Annotated in this window: 14 protein-coding genes; 11 read left to right on the top strand and 3 right to left on the bottom strand. The window is 73.0% G+C overall.

Annotation, left to right across the window (positions count from 1 at the left end; translation table 11 throughout):
• The first annotated feature begins 2 nt into the window (after nt 1–2).
• Both BUS84_RS18875 and BUS84_RS18870 read left to right on the top strand, forming a co-directional pair.
• The gene (locus BUS84_RS18875; protein ID WP_074314322.1) at nt 3–989 is read left to right on the top strand and encodes an ABC transporter permease; all 987 of its coding nucleotides are present in this window, start codon (nt 3–5) and stop codon (nt 987–989) included.
• 154 nt (nt 990–1,143) lie between these two features.
• A complete protein-coding gene (locus BUS84_RS18870; protein WP_074314321.1) occupies nt 1,144–2,886 on the top strand; it encodes an ABC transporter substrate-binding protein in 1,743 nt (580 codons plus the stop codon).
• 112 nt (nt 2,887–2,998) lie between these two features.
• Here BUS84_RS18870 and BUS84_RS18865 read toward each other — a convergent pair whose 3' ends face one another.
• Nucleotides 2,999–5,143 carry a S9 family peptidase gene (locus BUS84_RS18865; protein ID WP_074314319.1) on the bottom strand — a complete coding sequence of 715 codons (2,145 nt, stop codon included), beginning with the start codon at nt 5,141–5,143 and terminating at the stop codon, nt 2,999–3,001.
• Nucleotides 5,144–5,229: 86 nt separating this feature from the next.
• Here BUS84_RS18865 and mshB point away from each other — a divergent pair, with 86 nt between their 5' ends.
• From mshB to BUS84_RS18850, 3 genes are all read left to right on the top strand, one after another.
• Nucleotides 5,230–6,156 carry an N-acetyl-1-D-myo-inositol-2-amino-2-deoxy-alpha-D-glucopyranoside deacetylase gene (mshB, locus tag BUS84_RS18860; RefSeq protein WP_208869695.1) on the top strand — a complete coding sequence of 309 codons (927 nt, stop codon included), beginning with the start codon at nt 5,230–5,232 and terminating at the stop codon, nt 6,154–6,156.
• Nucleotides 6,157–6,173: 17 nt separating this feature from the next.
• Complete coding sequence (locus BUS84_RS18855) at nt 6,174–6,608, top strand: hypothetical protein (RefSeq protein WP_074318925.1); 435 nt, start codon at nt 6,174–6,176, stop codon at nt 6,606–6,608.
• Between the two features lie 81 nt (nt 6,609–6,689).
• Nucleotides 6,690–7,154 (top strand): hypothetical protein, encoded by a 465-nt coding sequence (locus BUS84_RS18850; protein WP_074314316.1) that lies wholly within the window; start codon nt 6,690–6,692, stop codon nt 7,152–7,154.
• A 155-nt stretch (nt 7,155–7,309) separates the two neighbouring features.
• On the opposite strand, the gene BUS84_RS18845 is transcribed toward BUS84_RS18850, so the two are convergent.
• The gene (locus BUS84_RS18845) at nt 7,310–8,347 is read right to left on the bottom strand and encodes a GNAT family N-acetyltransferase (protein WP_074314315.1); all 1,038 of its coding nucleotides are present in this window, start codon (nt 8,345–8,347) and stop codon (nt 7,310–7,312) included.
• A 79-nt stretch (nt 8,348–8,426) separates the two neighbouring features.
• Here BUS84_RS18845 and fdxA point away from each other — a divergent pair, with 79 nt between their 5' ends.
• Genes fdxA through BUS84_RS18820 form a run of 5 tightly spaced genes read left to right on the top strand, consistent with a single transcriptional unit; the run spans nt 8,427 to nt 12,195 of the window.
• Nucleotides 8,427–8,753, top strand: a complete 327-nt coding sequence (gene fdxA / locus BUS84_RS18840) for a ferredoxin (RefSeq protein ID WP_007464872.1) — start codon at nt 8,427–8,429, stop codon at nt 8,751–8,753.
• Nucleotides 8,750–9,856, top strand: coding sequence for a succinyldiaminopimelate transaminase (gene dapC / locus BUS84_RS18835; protein WP_280175166.1), 1,107 nt, complete (start codon nt 8,750–8,752; stop codon nt 9,854–9,856). Before fdxA ends, dapC begins: the two co-directional genes overlap by 4 nt.
• Nucleotides 9,857–9,870: 14 nt before the next feature.
• Nucleotides 9,871–10,899, top strand: coding sequence for a prephenate dehydrogenase (locus BUS84_RS18830; protein WP_074314311.1), 1,029 nt, complete (start codon nt 9,871–9,873; stop codon nt 10,897–10,899).
• Between the two features lie 10 nt (nt 10,900–10,909).
• Nucleotides 10,910–11,548 (top strand): SIMPL domain-containing protein, encoded by a 639-nt coding sequence (locus BUS84_RS18825; RefSeq protein ID WP_074314309.1) that lies wholly within the window; start codon nt 10,910–10,912, stop codon nt 11,546–11,548.
• Nucleotides 11,548–12,195 carry a nucleoside/nucleotide kinase family protein gene (locus BUS84_RS18820; RefSeq protein ID WP_074314307.1) on the top strand — a complete coding sequence of 216 codons (648 nt, stop codon included), beginning with the start codon at nt 11,548–11,550 and terminating at the stop codon, nt 12,193–12,195. Before BUS84_RS18825 ends, BUS84_RS18820 begins: the two co-directional genes overlap by 1 nt.
• A gap of 88 nt (nt 12,196–12,283) precedes the next feature.
• On the opposite strand, the gene BUS84_RS18815 is transcribed toward BUS84_RS18820, so the two are convergent.
• Nucleotides 12,284–12,841, bottom strand: coding sequence for a sugar O-acetyltransferase (locus BUS84_RS18815; protein WP_074314305.1), 558 nt, complete (start codon nt 12,839–12,841; stop codon nt 12,284–12,286).
• A 158-nt stretch (nt 12,842–12,999) separates the two neighbouring features.
• Between BUS84_RS18815 and BUS84_RS18810 the strand changes: the two genes are divergently transcribed.
• Nucleotides 13,000–16,299, top strand: a complete 3,300-nt coding sequence (locus tag BUS84_RS18810) for a S8 family serine peptidase (protein ID WP_074314304.1) — start codon at nt 13,000–13,002, stop codon at nt 16,297–16,299.
• Nucleotides 16,300–16,315: the final 16 nt, after the last annotated feature.

Raw genomic sequence — 16,315 nt, 5'->3', positions numbered from 1 at the left:
CCATGGCGCGATTCCTGATCAAGCGGCTCTTCTCCGCCACGCTGACCCTGTTCGCGGTGAGCGTGCTGACCTTCCTGATGTTCTTCGCCCTGCCGCGTGACCCGGTCACCGGCATGTGCCCGAAGAACTGCAACCCGGAGCGGCTGGAGCGGGTCCGGACCGAGCTAGGCCTCAACGACCCGCTGATCAGCCAGTACGCCGGCTACATGAAGGGCATCGTGACCGGGCGCGACCTGGGCAGCGCCCAGGGCGGCCGCTGTGACGCGCCCTGCCTGGGCTGGTCGTACGTCACCAACGAGGCGGTCTCGGACACCATCGCCCGGGTGCTGCCGGTGACGCTGAGCATCGTGATCCCGGCGGCGATCCTCTGGCTGCTGCTGGGGGTGGGTCTGGGCATGGTCTCCGCGCTGCGCCGGGGCACCTGGCTGGACCGGGCCGCCATCGGCTTCTCGCTCACCGGCGCCTCGTTGCAGCTCTACTTCGTGGGCGCGGTGCTGCTGCTGGTGTTCGTCTACAACCTGCGGTTGCTGCCGGTGCCGAGCTACACCTCGATCTTCGACAATCCGGCGAAGTGGGCCAGTGGTCTGGTGCTGGCCTGGGTCGCGCTGGCCTTCCTCTTCTCGGCCATCTACGCCCGGCTGTCCCGGGCGCAGATGCTGGAGACGCTGTCGGAGGACTTCGTCCGCACCGCGCGGGCCAAGGGCCTGGCCAAACCCGCGGTGTACGGGCGACATGCGTTGCGCGCGGCAATCACGCCGGTGGTGACGATCGCCGGCCTGGACGTCGGTGGTGCGCTCGGCGGCACCGTCATCACCGAGACCACCTTCGGCATCCAGGGGCTGGGTCGCACGGCGGTGGACGCGGTGCGCTCCGGCGACCTGCCCACCATCATGGCCACCGTGCTGATCTCGGCCGTCTTCGTGGTGCTGGCGAACGTGCTGGTCGACCTGCTCTACGCGGCGATCGACCCCCGGGTCCGGCTGCGCTGAACCGGTCGTCGTTCTGGGTGTCCACCACCCGGTCGGCGGCGAAATTTATCGACAACTGTTACACAATTCGTAGGTTTTCTTCTTTACGATCCTCGAGACGTCGGCGGTTCTCGCCCCGACGGACCGCACGGCACATTGATGAAGGAGGTACTTCATGCGACCACGCGTGGCGGCCGCCGCAGGCGGCGCGATCGCTCTGGTTGTGGCATTGGGTGCGTGCTCGGAGAACACGGGCGAGGGCACCACGGTGGACACGAACCGGCAGCAGAGCGGGGTCATCGCGACCGACCCCAAGGACTCCCAGGGCCCTGCCGCCGAGGTGAGCGGCGCCCAGAAGGGCGGCACGCTCACCATCATCCGGGAGACGCCCATCTCCCACCTGGACCCGCAGCGGACGTACTCGTTCGCGGGTCTGATGGCGAACCCGCTCTTCGCCCGTTACCTGACCACCTGGAAGGACGACGGCAAGGGCGGCCTGGTTCTCGTCGGCGACCTGGCCGAGACGCCGGGCACCAATGTCAACAAGGACTGCAAGGTCTGGGAATTCAAGATCAAGGACGGGGTGAAGTTCGAGGACGGTCGCCCGATCACCTCCAAGGAGATCGCGTACGGCATCGCCCGCTCCTTCGATCCCGACCTCTCCGGCGGCCCGACCTACATCCAGGAGTGGCTGGCCGACAGCCCGGAGTTCGACACCAAGTGGGACTTCAAGAAGAACAAGACGTCGCTGCCGCCGGGCCTGAGCACGCCGGATGACAAGACGCTGCGCTTCGAGTTCGCCAAGCCCCGCTGTGACCTGCCGTTCGCGGTCTCGCTGCCGACCACGGCGCCGCTGCCCCCGGACAAGGACACCGGCGTCAACCTGGACAAGCAGCCGTTCTCCTCCGGGCCCTACAAGATCGCCAAGAACCAGACCGGCGTGCAGATCACCCTGGACCGCAACCCCAACTGGGACCCGAACACCGACCCGGTCCGGCACCAGTACCCGGACCAGTTCGTGTGGAGCTTCGGCCCGACGGCGGACGCCGCCAACAACCGGGTGATCGCCGACAACGGCGCCGACCAGAGCGCGCACGCCTTCAATGCCGTGCCCGCCTCGCTGGTCGCCCGGGTGGCCGGGGACGCCTCGCTGAAGTCGCGCAGCATCCTCTCGCCGACCCCCAGCGCCAACCAGTTGGTCATCAACAACCAGCGGGTCAAGGACCTCAAGATCCGGCAGGCGCTCAACTACGCCATCGACCGGGAGGGCCTGATCAAGGCGCTCGGCGGGCAGACCGTCGCCGCGCCGCTGACCACGCTCATGCCGCCGGCCACCATCGGCTACAAGGCGTACGAGGCGTACCCGGCGGGCCCCAACGGCGACATGGCCAAGGTCAAGGAGCTGCTCGGCGGGCAGACGCCGGAGCTGGTCCTCGGTGTCGCCGACAACACGACCGAGCAGCAGGAGGGTGCCCAGCTCAAGGCCAACCTGGAGCGGGCCGGCTTCAAGATCACGCTGCGGAACATCTCGGACGACGCGAAGCTGGACGAGATCAAGAAGAAGGACAACCCCTGGGACCTGTACATCGGTAACTGGGCGGCGGACTGGCCGAGTGGCGCCTCGATCCTGCCGGTGCTCTACGACGGCCGCACCATCAAGGCCGAGGGCAACAGCAACCAGTCGTACTTCAACGACCCGACGATCAACGCCGAGATGGACCGCATCCTGGCCATGCCCCCGGCCGACCAGGGCCCGGAGTGGGCCAAGCTCGACGAGCGGATCATGAAGGAGCACGCCCCGGTGGTGCCGCTCTTCGTCGACGTGGCCTACAACGTGCACGGGTCCAAGGTCGGCGGGGTCTTCATCTCCAGCGTCTTCGGCTACTCGTCGTTCGTGAACGCGTACGTCAAGCCGTAACAGCTACACCACCCGGTCGAGGCCACCCCTCACCCGGTAAGCAAGGGCCCCTTCTTGACAGCGTCGTTGAGAAGGGGCCCTTCCTCTACCTCAGGCGTTAAAAGGCTTCCTTTCAGAGCAGGTGGGTGCGGAGGAAGTCGAGTTCGAGTGGGAGCAGGCGTTCGGCCGTGCCGTTCGCGGCCATGTGGGTGGCGCCGGTCAGCGGCAGCACGGCGTGCGGCCGGCCGGTGTTCAGCAGGGCCGCGGAGAGCCGGAGCGTGTGCGCGGCCACCACGTTGTCGTCGGCCAGGCCGTGCACCAGCAGCAACGGCCGGGCCTGGTCCGGGCCGGTGACCGGCTCGGCGGCCAGCTCGACCAGCGAGTGGTGCGCGTAGATGTCCGCCCCGTCCTCCGGCATCCCGAGGTAGCGCTCGGTGTACGCGGTGTCGTACAGCGCCCAGTCGGTCACCGGGGCGCCGGCGATCCCGCACCGGAACAGCTCCGGGTGGCGCAGCACCGCCAGCCCGGCCAACCAGCCCCCGAACGACCAGCCGCGTACGCCCACCCGGCCCAGGTCCAGGTCAGGGTGCTTGCCGGCGAGCGCGGTCAGCGCGTCCACCTGGTCGGTCAGGATCACGTCGGCCACCCGCCGATGGATCGCCTTCTCGAACGACGGGGCCACTCCCGGCGTACCCCGGTTGTCGATGGTGACCACCGCGAACCCGGCGTCGGCCCACCACTGACGCTCCAGCCAGGCGGCCCGGGCGGCCACCACCTCCTGGTGCCCCGGACCGCCGTAGATGTCCAGCAGCACGGGCAGCCGCCGGCCCGTCACGTGGTTGTCCGGGTAGAGCACCGCCGCCGGCAGCCGCCGGTCGGTCACCCGTTCCAACAGCGGCAGCGGAGAGTACGGCGGGGTGGCGGCCAGCGACCGCAGCTCGGCAAGTTCCTGATCGCCGCGGTGGACCGTCCACCGCATCCCGGCGTGGTCCAGCGACGCGACCCCGACCACCAGCACGTCCCCGCCGACGGCGGCGGTGTGCCAGCCGGAGTCGGTGGTGAGCCGACGGGCGTCCACCCCGCCGCCGATGGTGGTGCGGACCCGGAACAGGTGCCGCTCGCTCGGCTCGCCGTCGCTCGCCTCCACCAGCAGGTCGGCCGGGCCGGTGCCGGCAGGCAGGCGACCCACCACCCGCCGCACGTACAGCGACGGCGGGGTGAGCAGGGTGCCGTCGGCGAACAGGCACCGCGCGTCGTACCCGTCGTGGGCCAGCTCGCCACCGACCAGCACCCGGCCGTCCGGTAGGTGCGCCGGTGTGCCGGCGATCGGTTCGACCCAGCGCGGATCGGCCAGTTCGGCGTGCACCTGCGTCTCACCGGTCCGCGGGTCCACCGCGAGCACCAGCCCGTGCTGCTGCGAGCGGCGCAGCACGGTGATCAGGGGGCTGCCCTCGGCCCAGCAGACCCCGGTCAGGTACGGGTAGGTCTCCCGGTCCCAGTGCACGTCGACCCAGCCGTCGTCCAGGTCCAGCAGGTGCAGGCTGACCTCCGCGTTCGGCCCACCCGCCCGCGGGTACGCGACGGCGGTCGGCGGGCTCGCCGGCTCGGCCGGGTCGTGCAGGTGCCAGCGGTCCAGCCGGGACTCGTCGACCCGGGCCGCGAGCACCGAGCCGCCGTCCGGCGCCCACCAGTAGCCCCGGAACCGCCCGAACTCCTCGGCCGCGATGTGCTCGGCCAACCCCCAGCTCACCCCGGCGTCCTCGCCGGCCAGCAGGGTGTCGGTGCCGTCGGCGTCGACCACCCGCAGCTCGCCCCGGCGGACGCCCTCGGCCGCGTCGGTCACGTACGCCAGTCGTTGCCCGGTCGGGTCCGGCCGTGGATCGAGCACCGGTCCGACGGCGGCCACCTCCACCACGTCGCCGTGCACCAGGTCGGCCCGGAACAGCCGGCCGGCCAGCGCGAACACCGCCACCCGACCGGCGGCGTCCAGCGCGTACGAGCCGATGCCGGCGGCGCTGAGCCGCAGCCGCTCACGCAGCGCCCGCTCGCCGGGGGAGAGCGCCCGGGAGTCGCCGTCGGCGCCCAGCAGGGTGGCCGGGTCGGCGACCAGCCGCTCCTCGGCGGTGGCCACGTCCAGCAGCCAGAGCGCGTCCGCCGGATCCTCCGGGCCGGCGGAGCGCAGGAAGATCACTCGGGAGCCGTCCTCGGCCACGGAGACAGCGCGCGGCGCGCCGTGGCTGAACCGGCGGGTGCGGGCGGCCAGCTCCGGAAAGTCCACAGGCCAAATCGTAGAGGCGTGCCGGGCGTGATGTGGCCGACCTGGGCGGACGCGTCGACGGCCGCCGGCCGGAACCGCCAGTTAGAGTGACCGTCGTGACGACGCTGCCCGACCGCCGCCTGCTGCTGGTCCACGCGCACCCCGACGACGAGTCGATCGGCACCGGCGCGACGATGGCCCACTACGCCGCCACCGGCGCGCACGTCACGCTGGTGACCTGCACCCTCGGCGAGGAGGGCGAGATCCACGTACCGGCGCTGGCCCAGCTCGCCGCCGCCGAGGCCGACCAGCTCGGCGGGTACCGGATCGCCGAGCTGGCCGCCGCGTGCGCCGCGCTCGGCGTCACCGATCACCGCTTCCTCGGCGGCGCCGGCCGCTACCGCGACTCGGGGATGATGGGGCTCGCGACCAACGACCACCCCCGCGCCTTCTGGCAGGCCGACCTGGACGAGGCCGCCGGGCACCTGGTGGAGATCATGCGGGAGCTCCGTCCGCAGGTGATGATCACGTACGACCCGAACGGCTTCTACGGCCACCCCGACCACATCCAGGCGCACCGGGTGGCGATGCGCGCCGTCGAGCTGGCGGCCGCCGAGGGCTGCGCCCCCGCCAAGGTCTACTGGACGGCCATGCCGCGCAGCGTGCTGGAGGCCGGCATGACGCACTTCGCCGAGTCCTCGGACAACCCGTTCGCCGGCATCGAGGACATCGCCGACCTGCCCTTCGGCACCCCGGACGACCAGATCGCCGCCCGGATCGACGCCACGGACCAGCACACCGCGAAGGAGGCCGCGATGCGGGCGCACGCTACGCAGATCCCGGCCACCTCCTGGCTCTACTCGATCGCCGGCAACTTCGGCGGCGAGTTCATGGGCGTGGAGTACTTCACGCTCGCGGTCGGCGACAAGGGCCCCGGCGCCGGCCCGTACCGCTGGGAGGACGACCTCTTCGCCGGGCTGCCCGAGGGGAGTGCCCCGGACCGGCTCTCGGTCGCCGGGGCCGGTCTCCGGTGACCCTGCCCGCCGCTCCGATGCCGCTCGTGGAAGGCCAGGACGCCCCGCCCCCGGCAGGGCCGCCGCCGCGCCTGCTGGACCTGGGCCTGCGGCTGGCCGGCGCGATCGTCGTGGTGGTGGCCGGGGTGCTGACCGGGGTGCTGGAGCTGCTGCTCTCCACGGTCCGGGTCGGCGGCCAGTTGATCGGCGTGTCGGCGCTGCTCGCAGTCGGGGCCAACATCGCGCTGAGCTGGTTCGCGCACGAGGTGGTCGGCCGCCGGTGGGCGGTGGCGCTGCCCGCGGTGCCGTGGTTCGTGCTGATGGCGGTGGCCGCCGTCCGGACCAGCGAGGGCGACCTGCTGCTGGCCGGCGACAACTGGGTCGGCCTGGCCATGATCGTGGCCGGCGCGATGACCTTCGCGGTGATGGGCTTCCGGCAGATCCTCGCCCCTCCGCCCACCCTCGGCGGCTGATGACGCCACCCAGGTACGGGTGGTAAATATTCGTGCCAGGGATGGAGCCCCGCAACGGGGCGTACGGCAGGAGGTCGTGCGATGGACGGACGGTGGCGTGACGTCGGGGTGCTCGCGGGAGCGCTGTTCGCGGTCAACGTGGTCGCCCGGCTGATCATTCGGCTCGGCTTCGACGGTGACGACACCGTCGCCGACCGGGTGTCGCTGGCGATGTTCGTGGTGATCGGGCTGATCCTGGCCGTGGTCGCCTTCCGCTGGGGGCGCCGTCGGCCGCTGGCCGCGTGGGCGGCCGACGTGACCGTCGCGGTGCTGGTGGCGATGGCCCTGACCGTGCTGGTCGGGCCGCTGCTCGTCGGGCACAACCCGTTCGCCGGCGGGGCGGGCACGTTCTTCGCCCAGATCTGGCTCTACCTGCTCGCCAGCGGCGCCGGGGTGCTGATCGGGTACCTGGTGCTCACCGCGCTCGGGCTCGACCACCGCTCCCAGCAGCTCAAGCGGTACGCCGAGGTCAAGGCCGCCAAGCCGCGCCGGGTCGTCCGCCGCTGACCCGCCGCTGACGGCCGCCGGCCCGACCCGCCGCTGGGCCGGCCGGGGGAGCGCGGCGCTTGATCAACTCGCCTTCGCCGATCCGGCGGTATCCCGGGACCGGATACCCCGACATCGGGGATGTCGAGTTGATCATCGCTGCGTGGCAGCCGGGGTCAGCCCGGGGCGACCCGGGTCAGGTAGGTGTGGTGGGTCGTGAAGCCGAGCCGCTGGTAGAGCGCGACCGCCGCCGCGTTGTGCTGCTCCACCTGGAGGAAGGCGTGCGTCGCGCCGACACCGCCGCCCCAGCCGGCCAGCGCGTCGATCACGCGGCGGGCCAGCCCCTGCCGCCGTGCGGCCGGCAGCACCTCGATCAGGCTGAGCCCGAGCCAGCGGCCCTGCCCCGTCACCGTGCCCCGGCCGATCGCCATTAGCGTGCCGTCGGCGTACCCGTGGGCGAAGCGGACCTGGTCCACGGCGGTGAGCACGTGCCGGGCGGCGTCCGGGAGGCCGCCCTTGCGACCAGCGGCGACGGCCAGCCACGCCTCGCTCGGCGCCTCGGCCAGTTCGATCACCACGTCGGCATGGTCGAGTGCCGCCACGTCGGCAACGCCGGGCTGTTCGTCGGCGCTACCCGCGGTGGTCGGCGATCCGGATCGGGGCGTCCGGCCGGCGCCCGACGGTGCCGACAGGGGGAGGCGCGCGGTCTGCACCAGCGTCGGCGGCCGGCTGCCCCAGCCCCGGGTGTCCAGCTCGGCGCCGACCGGCGCGGCGAGCGGCAGCGGCGTGTTGATCAGCGCCGGTTGGCCCTGCTCGGCGTACCAGCGCTCGACCGCGTCCACCGCCGCCGGCAGCGGCCGGTCCGGGTCGCCGATCGGCAGTGCCGAGTTGGCCCGTCCGGTCCAGCCGTCGGCGGCCCGGAGCAGCCAGTCGCCGAGTCGGCCCCGCGTCGGTGCCGGCCAGGCCTCGTCGGCGGCCCGCTCGAGCGCCACCACCGCTGCGGCGGTCGGTCGGCGGGTCGGTGGCACCCGCTTGGCCCGGTGCACCTGCGCCACCGGAACCCGCACCTGGCCCTGCGCGGTGGCCAACGTGAGATGAGTCTCGCTCAGCTCCACCAGCTCGCCGAGGGCATCCGAGAAGAGCGGGCGGCCTTCGCGAATCCCCACAATCCGGCGGACCACGATCCGGTGTCCCACATCCTGCTGTCGGAGCACGATCGACCCCCTCCCCGGCGAGATACTAGGCTCTAACCGTCGCGGGAGATCGCGGCGTGTCTTGCGGAGGAGAAGACCGGTGACCTACATCATCGCCGAGCCGTGCGTGGATGTGCTCGACAAGGCATGTATCGAGGAATGCCCGGTCGACTGCATTTACGAGGGCAACCGGATGCTCTACATCCACCCCGACGAGTGCGTCGACTGTGGTGCCTGTGAGCCCGTCTGCCCGGTGGAGGCGATCTTCTACGAGGACGACGTCCCGGAGCAGTGGAAGGACTACACCGGCGCCAACTACGAGTTCTTCGAGGACCTGGGCTCGCCCGGGGGCGCCTCGAAGATCGGCAAGGTGGAGAAGGACGCCACGTTCGTCGCCGCGCAGCCGCCGCGCGGCGAGGGCCACTGAACAGGCCCGCGCCGGTCTCGTCGCGGCTGCCCGAATACACCTGGGACACCCTGGCCGCCGCGGCCACCCTGGCCGCGGCGCACCCGGAGGGCCTGATCAACCTTTCCATGGGCACGCCGGTCGACCCGGTGCCCGAGGTGATCCGGCGGGCGCTGGCCGACGCGTCCGACGCTCCCGGCTACCCGTTGACCGCCGGCACCCCGGCGTTGCGGGACGCGATCGCGGCGTGGGTCGCCCGGGCCTGTGGCGCCGGGGTCGATGGCCTCGGCGTGCTGCCGACCATCGGCTCCAAGGAACTGGTCGCCTGGCTGCCCACCCTGCTCGGCATCGGTCCGGGTGACGTGGTGGTGGTGCCGTCGGTCGCGTACCCCACGTACGAGGCCGGGGCGCGGCTGGCCGGAGCCACCGTGGTCCGCGCCGACTCGCTCACCGCGGTCGGGCCGACCTCCCGGGTCCGGCTGGTCTGGGTCAACTCGCCCGGCAACCCGACCGGCCGGGTGCTGCCCGCGGCGCACCTGCGTAAGGTGGTCGACTGGGGCCGGGAACGCGGCGCGGTGGTGGCCAGCGATGAGTGCTACCTGCCGCTCGGCTGGTCGGCCGAGCCGGTCTCGGTGCTGTCGCCGCAGGTCAGCGGCGGCAGCTACGACGGGGTGCTCGCCGTGCACTCGCTCTCCAAGCGGTCCAACCTCGCCGGCTACCGCGCCGGCTTCGTGGCCGGCGACCCGGCGCTCGTCGCCGAACTGCTGAAGGTCCGTAAGCACGCCGGCATGATCGTGCCCGCTCCCGTGCAGGCGGCCATGGTGGCCGCTCTGCAGGACCAGCGGCACGCCGACGAGCAGCGGGAGCGGTACCGCGCCCGGCGTGAGGTGCTGACCGCCGCGTTCACCGGCGCCGGCTTCACGGTCGAGCACTCGGAGGCCGGCCTCTACCTCTGGCTCACCCGTGGTGAGGACTGCTGGCAGACGGTCGACTGGCTGGCCCGGCGCGGCATCCTGGTCGCAGCCGGCGTCTTCTACGGTCCCACCGCGAACCAGCACGTCCGGGTGGCGCTGACCGAGTCCGACGAGCACGTCGCCGCGGTCGCCGGCCGGCTGCGGGCCTGACCCGGGGCCCGGTGATGACCGGCGACGCGACCGGGCGGTACGCCGGAGTGCGGGCGGCGGTGGTCGGCACCGGCCTGATCGGCGGCTCGGTGCTGCTGCGCCTGGCCGACGCCGGCCTGGACGTGGCCGGTTGGGATCCCGACCCGGCGACCCGCGAGCGGGCCCGGGCTGCGGGTCTGGTTACGCCGGACACGATCGAGCAGGCCGTGGCCGGCCGGGACGTGGTCTTCCTCGGCGGCCCGCTGCCCACCCTGCCCCGGACGCTGGCCCGGGTCGCCGCCGCGACCGCGCCGGGCTGTGTGCTCACCGACGTCGGTAGCACCAAGGTCGACGTGGCCGAGGCGGCCGACCGGCTCGGGCTCACCGACCGGTTCGTGCCCGGGCACCCGATGGCCGGCGCGGAGTCCGCCGGCCTGACCGCCGCCTCCACGACGCTGCTGGCCGGCGCCGCCTGGGTGCTCTGCCCGGCACCGGCCGCGGCGACGCACGCCTTCCGCTGGCTGACCGGGCTGCTGGTGGAGCTGTTCGGCGCCCGGGTGGTGCCGATGTCCGCGCCGGCGCACGACTCGGCGGCCGCGCTCGCCTCGCACGTACCGCACCTGCTGGCCGGGGCGTTGGCCGGGGCGGTGCAGCGGGCGCCGGTGCGCGACGCGGTGCTGGCGCTCGCCGCGGGCAGCTTCCGGGACGGCACCCGGGTCGCCGGCACCCCGGCGGAGCGGACCGCGAACATGCTGCTCGGCAACCGGGCCCGGGTGCTGGACGAGTTGGCCGAGGTGAGCGCATTCCTGGGCGAGCTGGCGGCCGCGCTTAGGGCCGGTGACGCGGCGGCGCTCACCGCTCGGTACGCGGAGGCCGCCGCAGCCCGGTCCGCGCTGCTCGACCCCCGGTACGCCGGGCGGGACCGGGAGTTCCGCACCGATGGCGACCATGCCGCCGAGGTGAGCTGGCTGCGAGGGCTGGGCGAGGAGGGTGGGCACCTGACCGGGTGCCAGGTTGACGCGACGACGGTCTCCTACACGGCATGGTGTCCGTTGGCTGACTAGGCTCAGGGGTATGGCTTTGGATGGCCCGGTGGTGCAGGTGCGCGGCGAGGCGTACCGGGAGGTGCCGCCCGAGCTGGCCCGTTTCGCGGTCACCGCGACGGCCCGGGACCGGGACCGGGAGGCCACGCTGACCCGGCTGGCCGAGCGGGCCGCCGCCGTCCGGGTGCTGCTGGACAGCTCCGAGCCGGTCGTGGCCCGGCGGGAGACCGGCGACCTGCGGGTCCGGCCGGAGACCCGGCGTTCGGGCGAGCGGGTGGTGGCCTGGCACGGCAGCGTGACCACCACGGTCACCGTCACCGACTTCACCGCCCTCGGTGAGCTGATGCTCCGGCTGGCCGACCAGGACCAGGTCGAGGTGGCCGGCCCCTGGTGGGAGCTGCGCCCGGACAGCCCCGCACACCGCGAGGCGCGGCACGCGGCGATCACCGACGCGCTGCTGCGCGCCCGGGAGTACGCCGAGGCGCTGGGCGCCCGGGTCACCTCGCTGATCGAGCTGGCCGACGCCGGCCCGGGCGACCGGCCGATGTTCGCCCGCGCGGCGTACGACGGGGGCGGCGGCGGGCCGGAGCTGGAGCTGGACCCGCAGCCACAGACCGTCCAGGCGGCCGTGCAGGCGCGGTTCACCATCAGCCAACCGGTTCTGGGCTGATGCCGCCGGCCCGGGTGCTCTCCGTTGACGAGTTGGTGGCGCGGGCGCGGGCGCTGGCCGACGCCGGTCCGCGGCAACTGCTCGGCATCGCCGGCGCGCCGGGCGCCGGGAAGTCCACGTTGGCCGAGCAGATCGTTGCCGGGGTCGGTCCGACCGCCCGGCTGGTGCCGATGGACGGCTTTCACCTGGCGCAGTCGCAGCTGGTCCGGCTGGGACGCGCCGACCGCAAGGGCGCGGTGGACACCTTCGACGCCAACGGGTACGTCTCGTTGCTGCGCCGGTTGCACCGGCTGGAGCCGACCTCGGTCTACGTGCCGGAGTTCCGCCGGGATCTGGAGGAGCCGGTGGCCGGGGCGATCGAGGTGCCGCCATCGGTCCGGCTGGTGGTGACGGAGGGCAACTATCTGCTGCTGCCGGACTTTCCGTGGCAGGAGATCCGGTCGCTGCTGCACGAGGCCTGGTTCCTCGATCTGGACGCAGAGCTGCGGCAGCGCCGGCTGACCGCCCGGCACGAGGCGTTCGGGCGGTCGCCGGAGCAGGCGCGGGCCTGGGCGCTGGGCAGCGATGAGGCCAATGCCTCCCTGGTCACCGGCACCGCTGGCACCGCCGACTTGGTGGTCCGCCTGCCCGAGCCGCCTTCGCCCTGACCCGGGCGCCGGGGCCGCGTCGGGCCGGGCCGTGTCGGGCCACGTCGCGTCAGGCCGTGTCGCGTCGGGCCGTGTCGGGCCGCGCTGATCAGTCCAGCTGGCGGACCGGCCGGGCCGGGTTGCCGACCGCGACCACGTTGGCGGGCAGGTCGCGGGTCACCACCGCGCCGGCGCCGACGACGGTGTTCGCACCGATCGTCACCCCGGCCAGCACGATCGCGCCGCCGCCGAGCCAGGCGTTGTCGCCGATGGTGATCGGCTTCGCCGCTTCCCACTTGTTCCGGCGTGTCCCGGGTTCCACCGGGTGCGTCGGAGTCAGCAGCTGCACGTTCGGTCCGACCTGGACGTCCGCGCCGAGGATGATCGGGGCGACGTCGAGGAAGACCGCCTGGTAGTTGACGAAGCTGCGTGGCCCGATCCGGATCTGCCAGCCGTAGTCGCAGTAGAACGGTGGCCGGATCCAGGTGCCCTCGCCCAGCTCGCCGAGCAGGTCGCGGAGCGCCGCGAGGCGAGCGTCCTCGTCGGCGGCGGAGCTGGTGTTGAAGCGTTCCATCAGCCGGGCGGCCCGGTCCAGGTCGGCGATGATCTCGGGATCGTCGGCGAGGTAAGGCTCACCGGCGAGCATTCGGTCCTTCATGGAGGTCACCCGGTCGATGATGCCGTTCCGACTGGGTACGGGTTGGTTAGTCCGTCACTTTTTCGTCTTCCTTATGCATACGTGGTATGCAACTCTGACGGTGGTCAATGCGTCTCTATTCGTAACGGCGCTCCACCGAGGAGGATCCGTTGCATCGAAGCAGCAGAATGGCCGCCGCGGCCGTAGTCGCCCTCGTGCTGGGCAGTCCGGCGGTCGCCGTGGCAGCCCCGTCGACCACCGCCGCCACCCCGGACGCCGTCGGGCGCACCTCGACCGACGCCGCATCTCCGACGACCACCGTCACCCTGCTCACCGGGGACCGGGTCACCGTCACCGCGTCCGGGTCCGCCGCCGTGCGTCCCGGTCCCGGGCGTACCGACATCCGCTTCCTCACCACCCGCGACGACGGTCACCTCACGGTGCTGCCGCAGGATGCCCTGCCACTGGTCCGCGCCGGCCGGGTCGACCGGCGGCTGTTCGACGTGACCGGGCTGATCGCCGCCGGCTACGACGACGCCCGCCGCGACCACCTGCCGGTGCTGGTGACCGGTGACGCGGGCGCCCGCCGGAGCGCCGCCGCTCCCGCCGGACTGACCGTCACCACACAACTGCCGGCCATCGGCGGTGTCGCCGCGAGGGCCGACAAGCAGCGAGTCGCGACGGTCTGGCCGGCGCTCACCGGCGCCGGCGCCCGGGTCGGCACGGCGGGGGGTGCCGACCGGATCTGGCTCGACGGCCGCCGGCAGATCACCCTGGACCACAGCGTGCCGCAGATCGGCGCGCCGGCCGCGCACCAGGCGGGCTTCACCGGCCAGGGTGTACGCGTCGCCGTGCTGGACACCGGCATCGACGTCAACCACCCCGAGCTGACCGGCCGGGTCGCCGAGTCGCAGAACTTCACCGAGGCCTCCGGGGCCGGTGACGCCGTCGGGCACGGCACCCACGTCGCCTCGATCATCGCCGGCAGCGGCGCCGCCTCCGGCGGTAGCTACCGGGGCGTCGCCCCGGACGCCACGCTGCTCAACGGCAAGGTCTGTGAGGAGGCGGGCTGCCCGGAGTCGGCGATTTTGGCCGGCATGCAGTGGGCCGCCGTCGACCAGCACGCCGACGTGATCAACATGAGCCTGGGCGGTCGCGACACGCCCGACGTCGACCCGCTGGAGGCGGCCGTCGAGGCGCTGACCGCGCAGACCGGCGCTCTCTTCGTGATCTCCGCCGGCAACGACGGCACCGACGGCTCGGTCGGCTCACCGAGCACGGCGGACGCCGCCCTCGCCGTGGGCGCGGTGGACCGTGACGACGCGCTGGCCGACTTCTCCAGCCGGGGGCCACGGGTGGGCGACGGCGGGCTGAAGCCGGACCTGACCGCGCCCGGCGTGGAGATCGTCGCCGCCCGCGGCGACGGCACGCTGCTCGGCGAGCCGGTGGGGGAGCAGTACGTCTCGCTCTCCGGCACCTCGATGGCCGCGCCGCACGTCACCGGCGCGGTGGCGCTGCTCGCCCAGCAGCACACCGACTGGGCGGCGGCCCAGCTCAAGGCCACCCTGATGGCCTCGGCGAAGCCGCACCCGGCGCAGACCGCCTTCCAGCAGGGCGCCGGCCGGGTCGACGTGGCCCGGGCGATCACCCAGCGGGTGGTCAGTGACCCGGTCAGCGTCTCCTTCGGCCAGCCGGCCTGGCCGCACGGCGACGACACCCCGGTCACCAGGGAGGTCGGCTGGCGCAACGACGGCCCGGACCCGCTCACCCTGGACCTGACCCTCGAGGTGACCGGCCCGGACGGCCAGCCGGCGCCCGCCGGCATGTTCGCCCTCGGCGCGAGCCAGGTCACCGTGCCGGCCGGCGGCACCGCCGGCACCACCGTCACCGCGGACACCCGACTCGGAACGGACGGCTACTGGACCGGGCGGATCGTGGCCCGCTCCGGGACGGCCGTGGCGGTCACCCCGGTCGCGGTGAACCGGGAAGTGGAGAGCTACCAGCTCACCGTGCGACACCTGGACGCCACCGGTGCGGCCGCCACCGACCACCTCACCGGTCTCGTCAACCTGGACACCTTCGCCACCTACGACCTGTACGACCCGGACGGCACCGTCGACACCCGGATGCCGAAGGGCCGCTACGGACTCGTCAGCCTCCTCTTCGCCGAGGACGGGCTCGCCCAGCTGGCCCAGCCGGAGCTGATCATCGACGGCGACACCACCCTCACCGTCGACGCCCGGAAGGCCCGGCCGGTGCGCACCGCCGTTCCGGAGCGCTCGGCCGCGCCGGCGCTCGTGGACATCGGAGCGAACTGGGTCACCGGCGACGGCGACTATTACGGGTTCGGCGTGATCTCAGTCGATTTCACCGGGCTGACCACCGGGCACCTCGGTCGCGCGGTCTCCGGCGACCGGTTCTTCGCCACGGTGAGCAGCCAGTGGAGGCAGCCGGAGGTCGCCAACAGCCCCTACCTGTACGCGCTCGCCGAGAAGTTCCCCGGTCGGATGCCGACCGGCTTCGACAAGACCTACCGCAGTCGCGAGTTGGCCAGCGTCACGCACCAGTTCCGGGGCGGCTATCCGGGCCTGGTCGCCGAGCGGCTGGTCTTCCCGCACCTCGACCCGGATCTGGGCGCCTGGGGGGTCGGCCTGCCCACCGCGGTGCCGGGGCAGCGGGTCGAGCACTACAACACCCGCGGGCTGCGCTGGTCCTCCGAGCTGATGTTCGCGGTACCCACCGACGAGGGGTGGCCGGAGCGGAAGATGTCGCTGAGCGCCGAACCACGGGCGTACCGGCCCGGGCGGCACACCCGGGAGAGCTGGAACAGCGCGCCGTACGGGCCGTCCTTCCCGGCCCCGCGCTGGCCCGGGCAGGGCGTCACCCGGCTCGGTGATGAGATCCAGGTGGACGTGCCGCTGCACAGCGACGCCGAGGGGCACGCCGGCATTTCGTACGGCGACACCGATCGGACCGCCCTCTACCGCGAGGGTGTGCTGGTGGGCGAGTCGCCGGAGCCCGGTTTCGGGCAGTTCACGGTGCCGCCCGGTGCCGCTGACTACCGGCTGGAGGTTTCGGCGAAGCGGAGCTTCACGGATCTCAGCACCGAGGTCAGCACGGCATGGACGTTCCGGTCCCGGCACGTGCCGGGTGAGGACCACCGGGCGCTGGCGGTGTCCGCCATCCGGTTCACGCCACCGCTCGACGACACCAACGCCGCCCGGGCCGGCCGGACCCTGGTCATTCCGGTGCAGGTGCAGCGGCAGCCCGGCGCCGCCGGGTCGCGGGTGACCGGGTTGACCGTGGACGTCTCGTACGACGGCGGCCAGAGCTGGCGACCCGCCCACGTTCGGCACGGTGGGAACGGTTGGACGGCCACCGTCCGGCATCCCGCCGGGGCCGGATACGCGTCCCTGCGGGCCACCGCCCGGGACGCCGCCGGCAACACGGTGACCGAACGGATCATCCAGGCGTACCGGCTGCGCTGAGGCGTACCCCGTCGGG

Source organism: Micromonospora cremea, from assembly GCF_900143515.1.
GTDB classification, from domain to species: domain Bacteria; phylum Actinomycetota; class Actinomycetes; order Mycobacteriales; family Micromonosporaceae; genus Micromonospora; species Micromonospora cremea.
This window is presented reverse-complemented; position numbering and strand designations above follow the sequence as displayed.

Bases quoted from the DNA above. Each gene is read 5' to 3' on its own strand.
- BUS84_RS18850 (WP_074314316.1), top strand. From the start codon at position 6,690: ATGGACGGACGGTGGCGTGACGTCGGGGTGCTCGCGGGAGCGCTGTTC.
- BUS84_RS18875 (WP_074314322.1), top strand. From the start codon at position 3: ATGGCGCGATTCCTGATCAAGCGGCTCTTCTCCGCCACGCTGACCCTG.
- BUS84_RS18810 (WP_074314304.1), top strand. From the start codon at position 13,000: ATGGCCGCCGCGGCCGTAGTCGCCCTCGTGCTGGGCAGTCCGGCGGTC.
- BUS84_RS18820 (WP_074314307.1), top strand. From the start codon at position 11,548: ATGCCGCCGGCCCGGGTGCTCTCCGTTGACGAGTTGGTGGCGCGGGCG.
- BUS84_RS18855 (WP_074318925.1), top strand. From the start codon at position 6,174: ATGCCGCTCGTGGAAGGCCAGGACGCCCCGCCCCCGGCAGGGCCGCCG.
- BUS84_RS18870 (WP_074314321.1), top strand. From the start codon at position 1,144: ATGCGACCACGCGTGGCGGCCGCCGCAGGCGGCGCGATCGCTCTGGTT.
- BUS84_RS18830 (WP_074314311.1), top strand. From the start codon at position 9,871: ATGACCGGCGACGCGACCGGGCGGTACGCCGGAGTGCGGGCGGCGGTG.
- BUS84_RS18825 (WP_074314309.1), top strand. From the start codon at position 10,910: ATGGCTTTGGATGGCCCGGTGGTGCAGGTGCGCGGCGAGGCGTACCGG.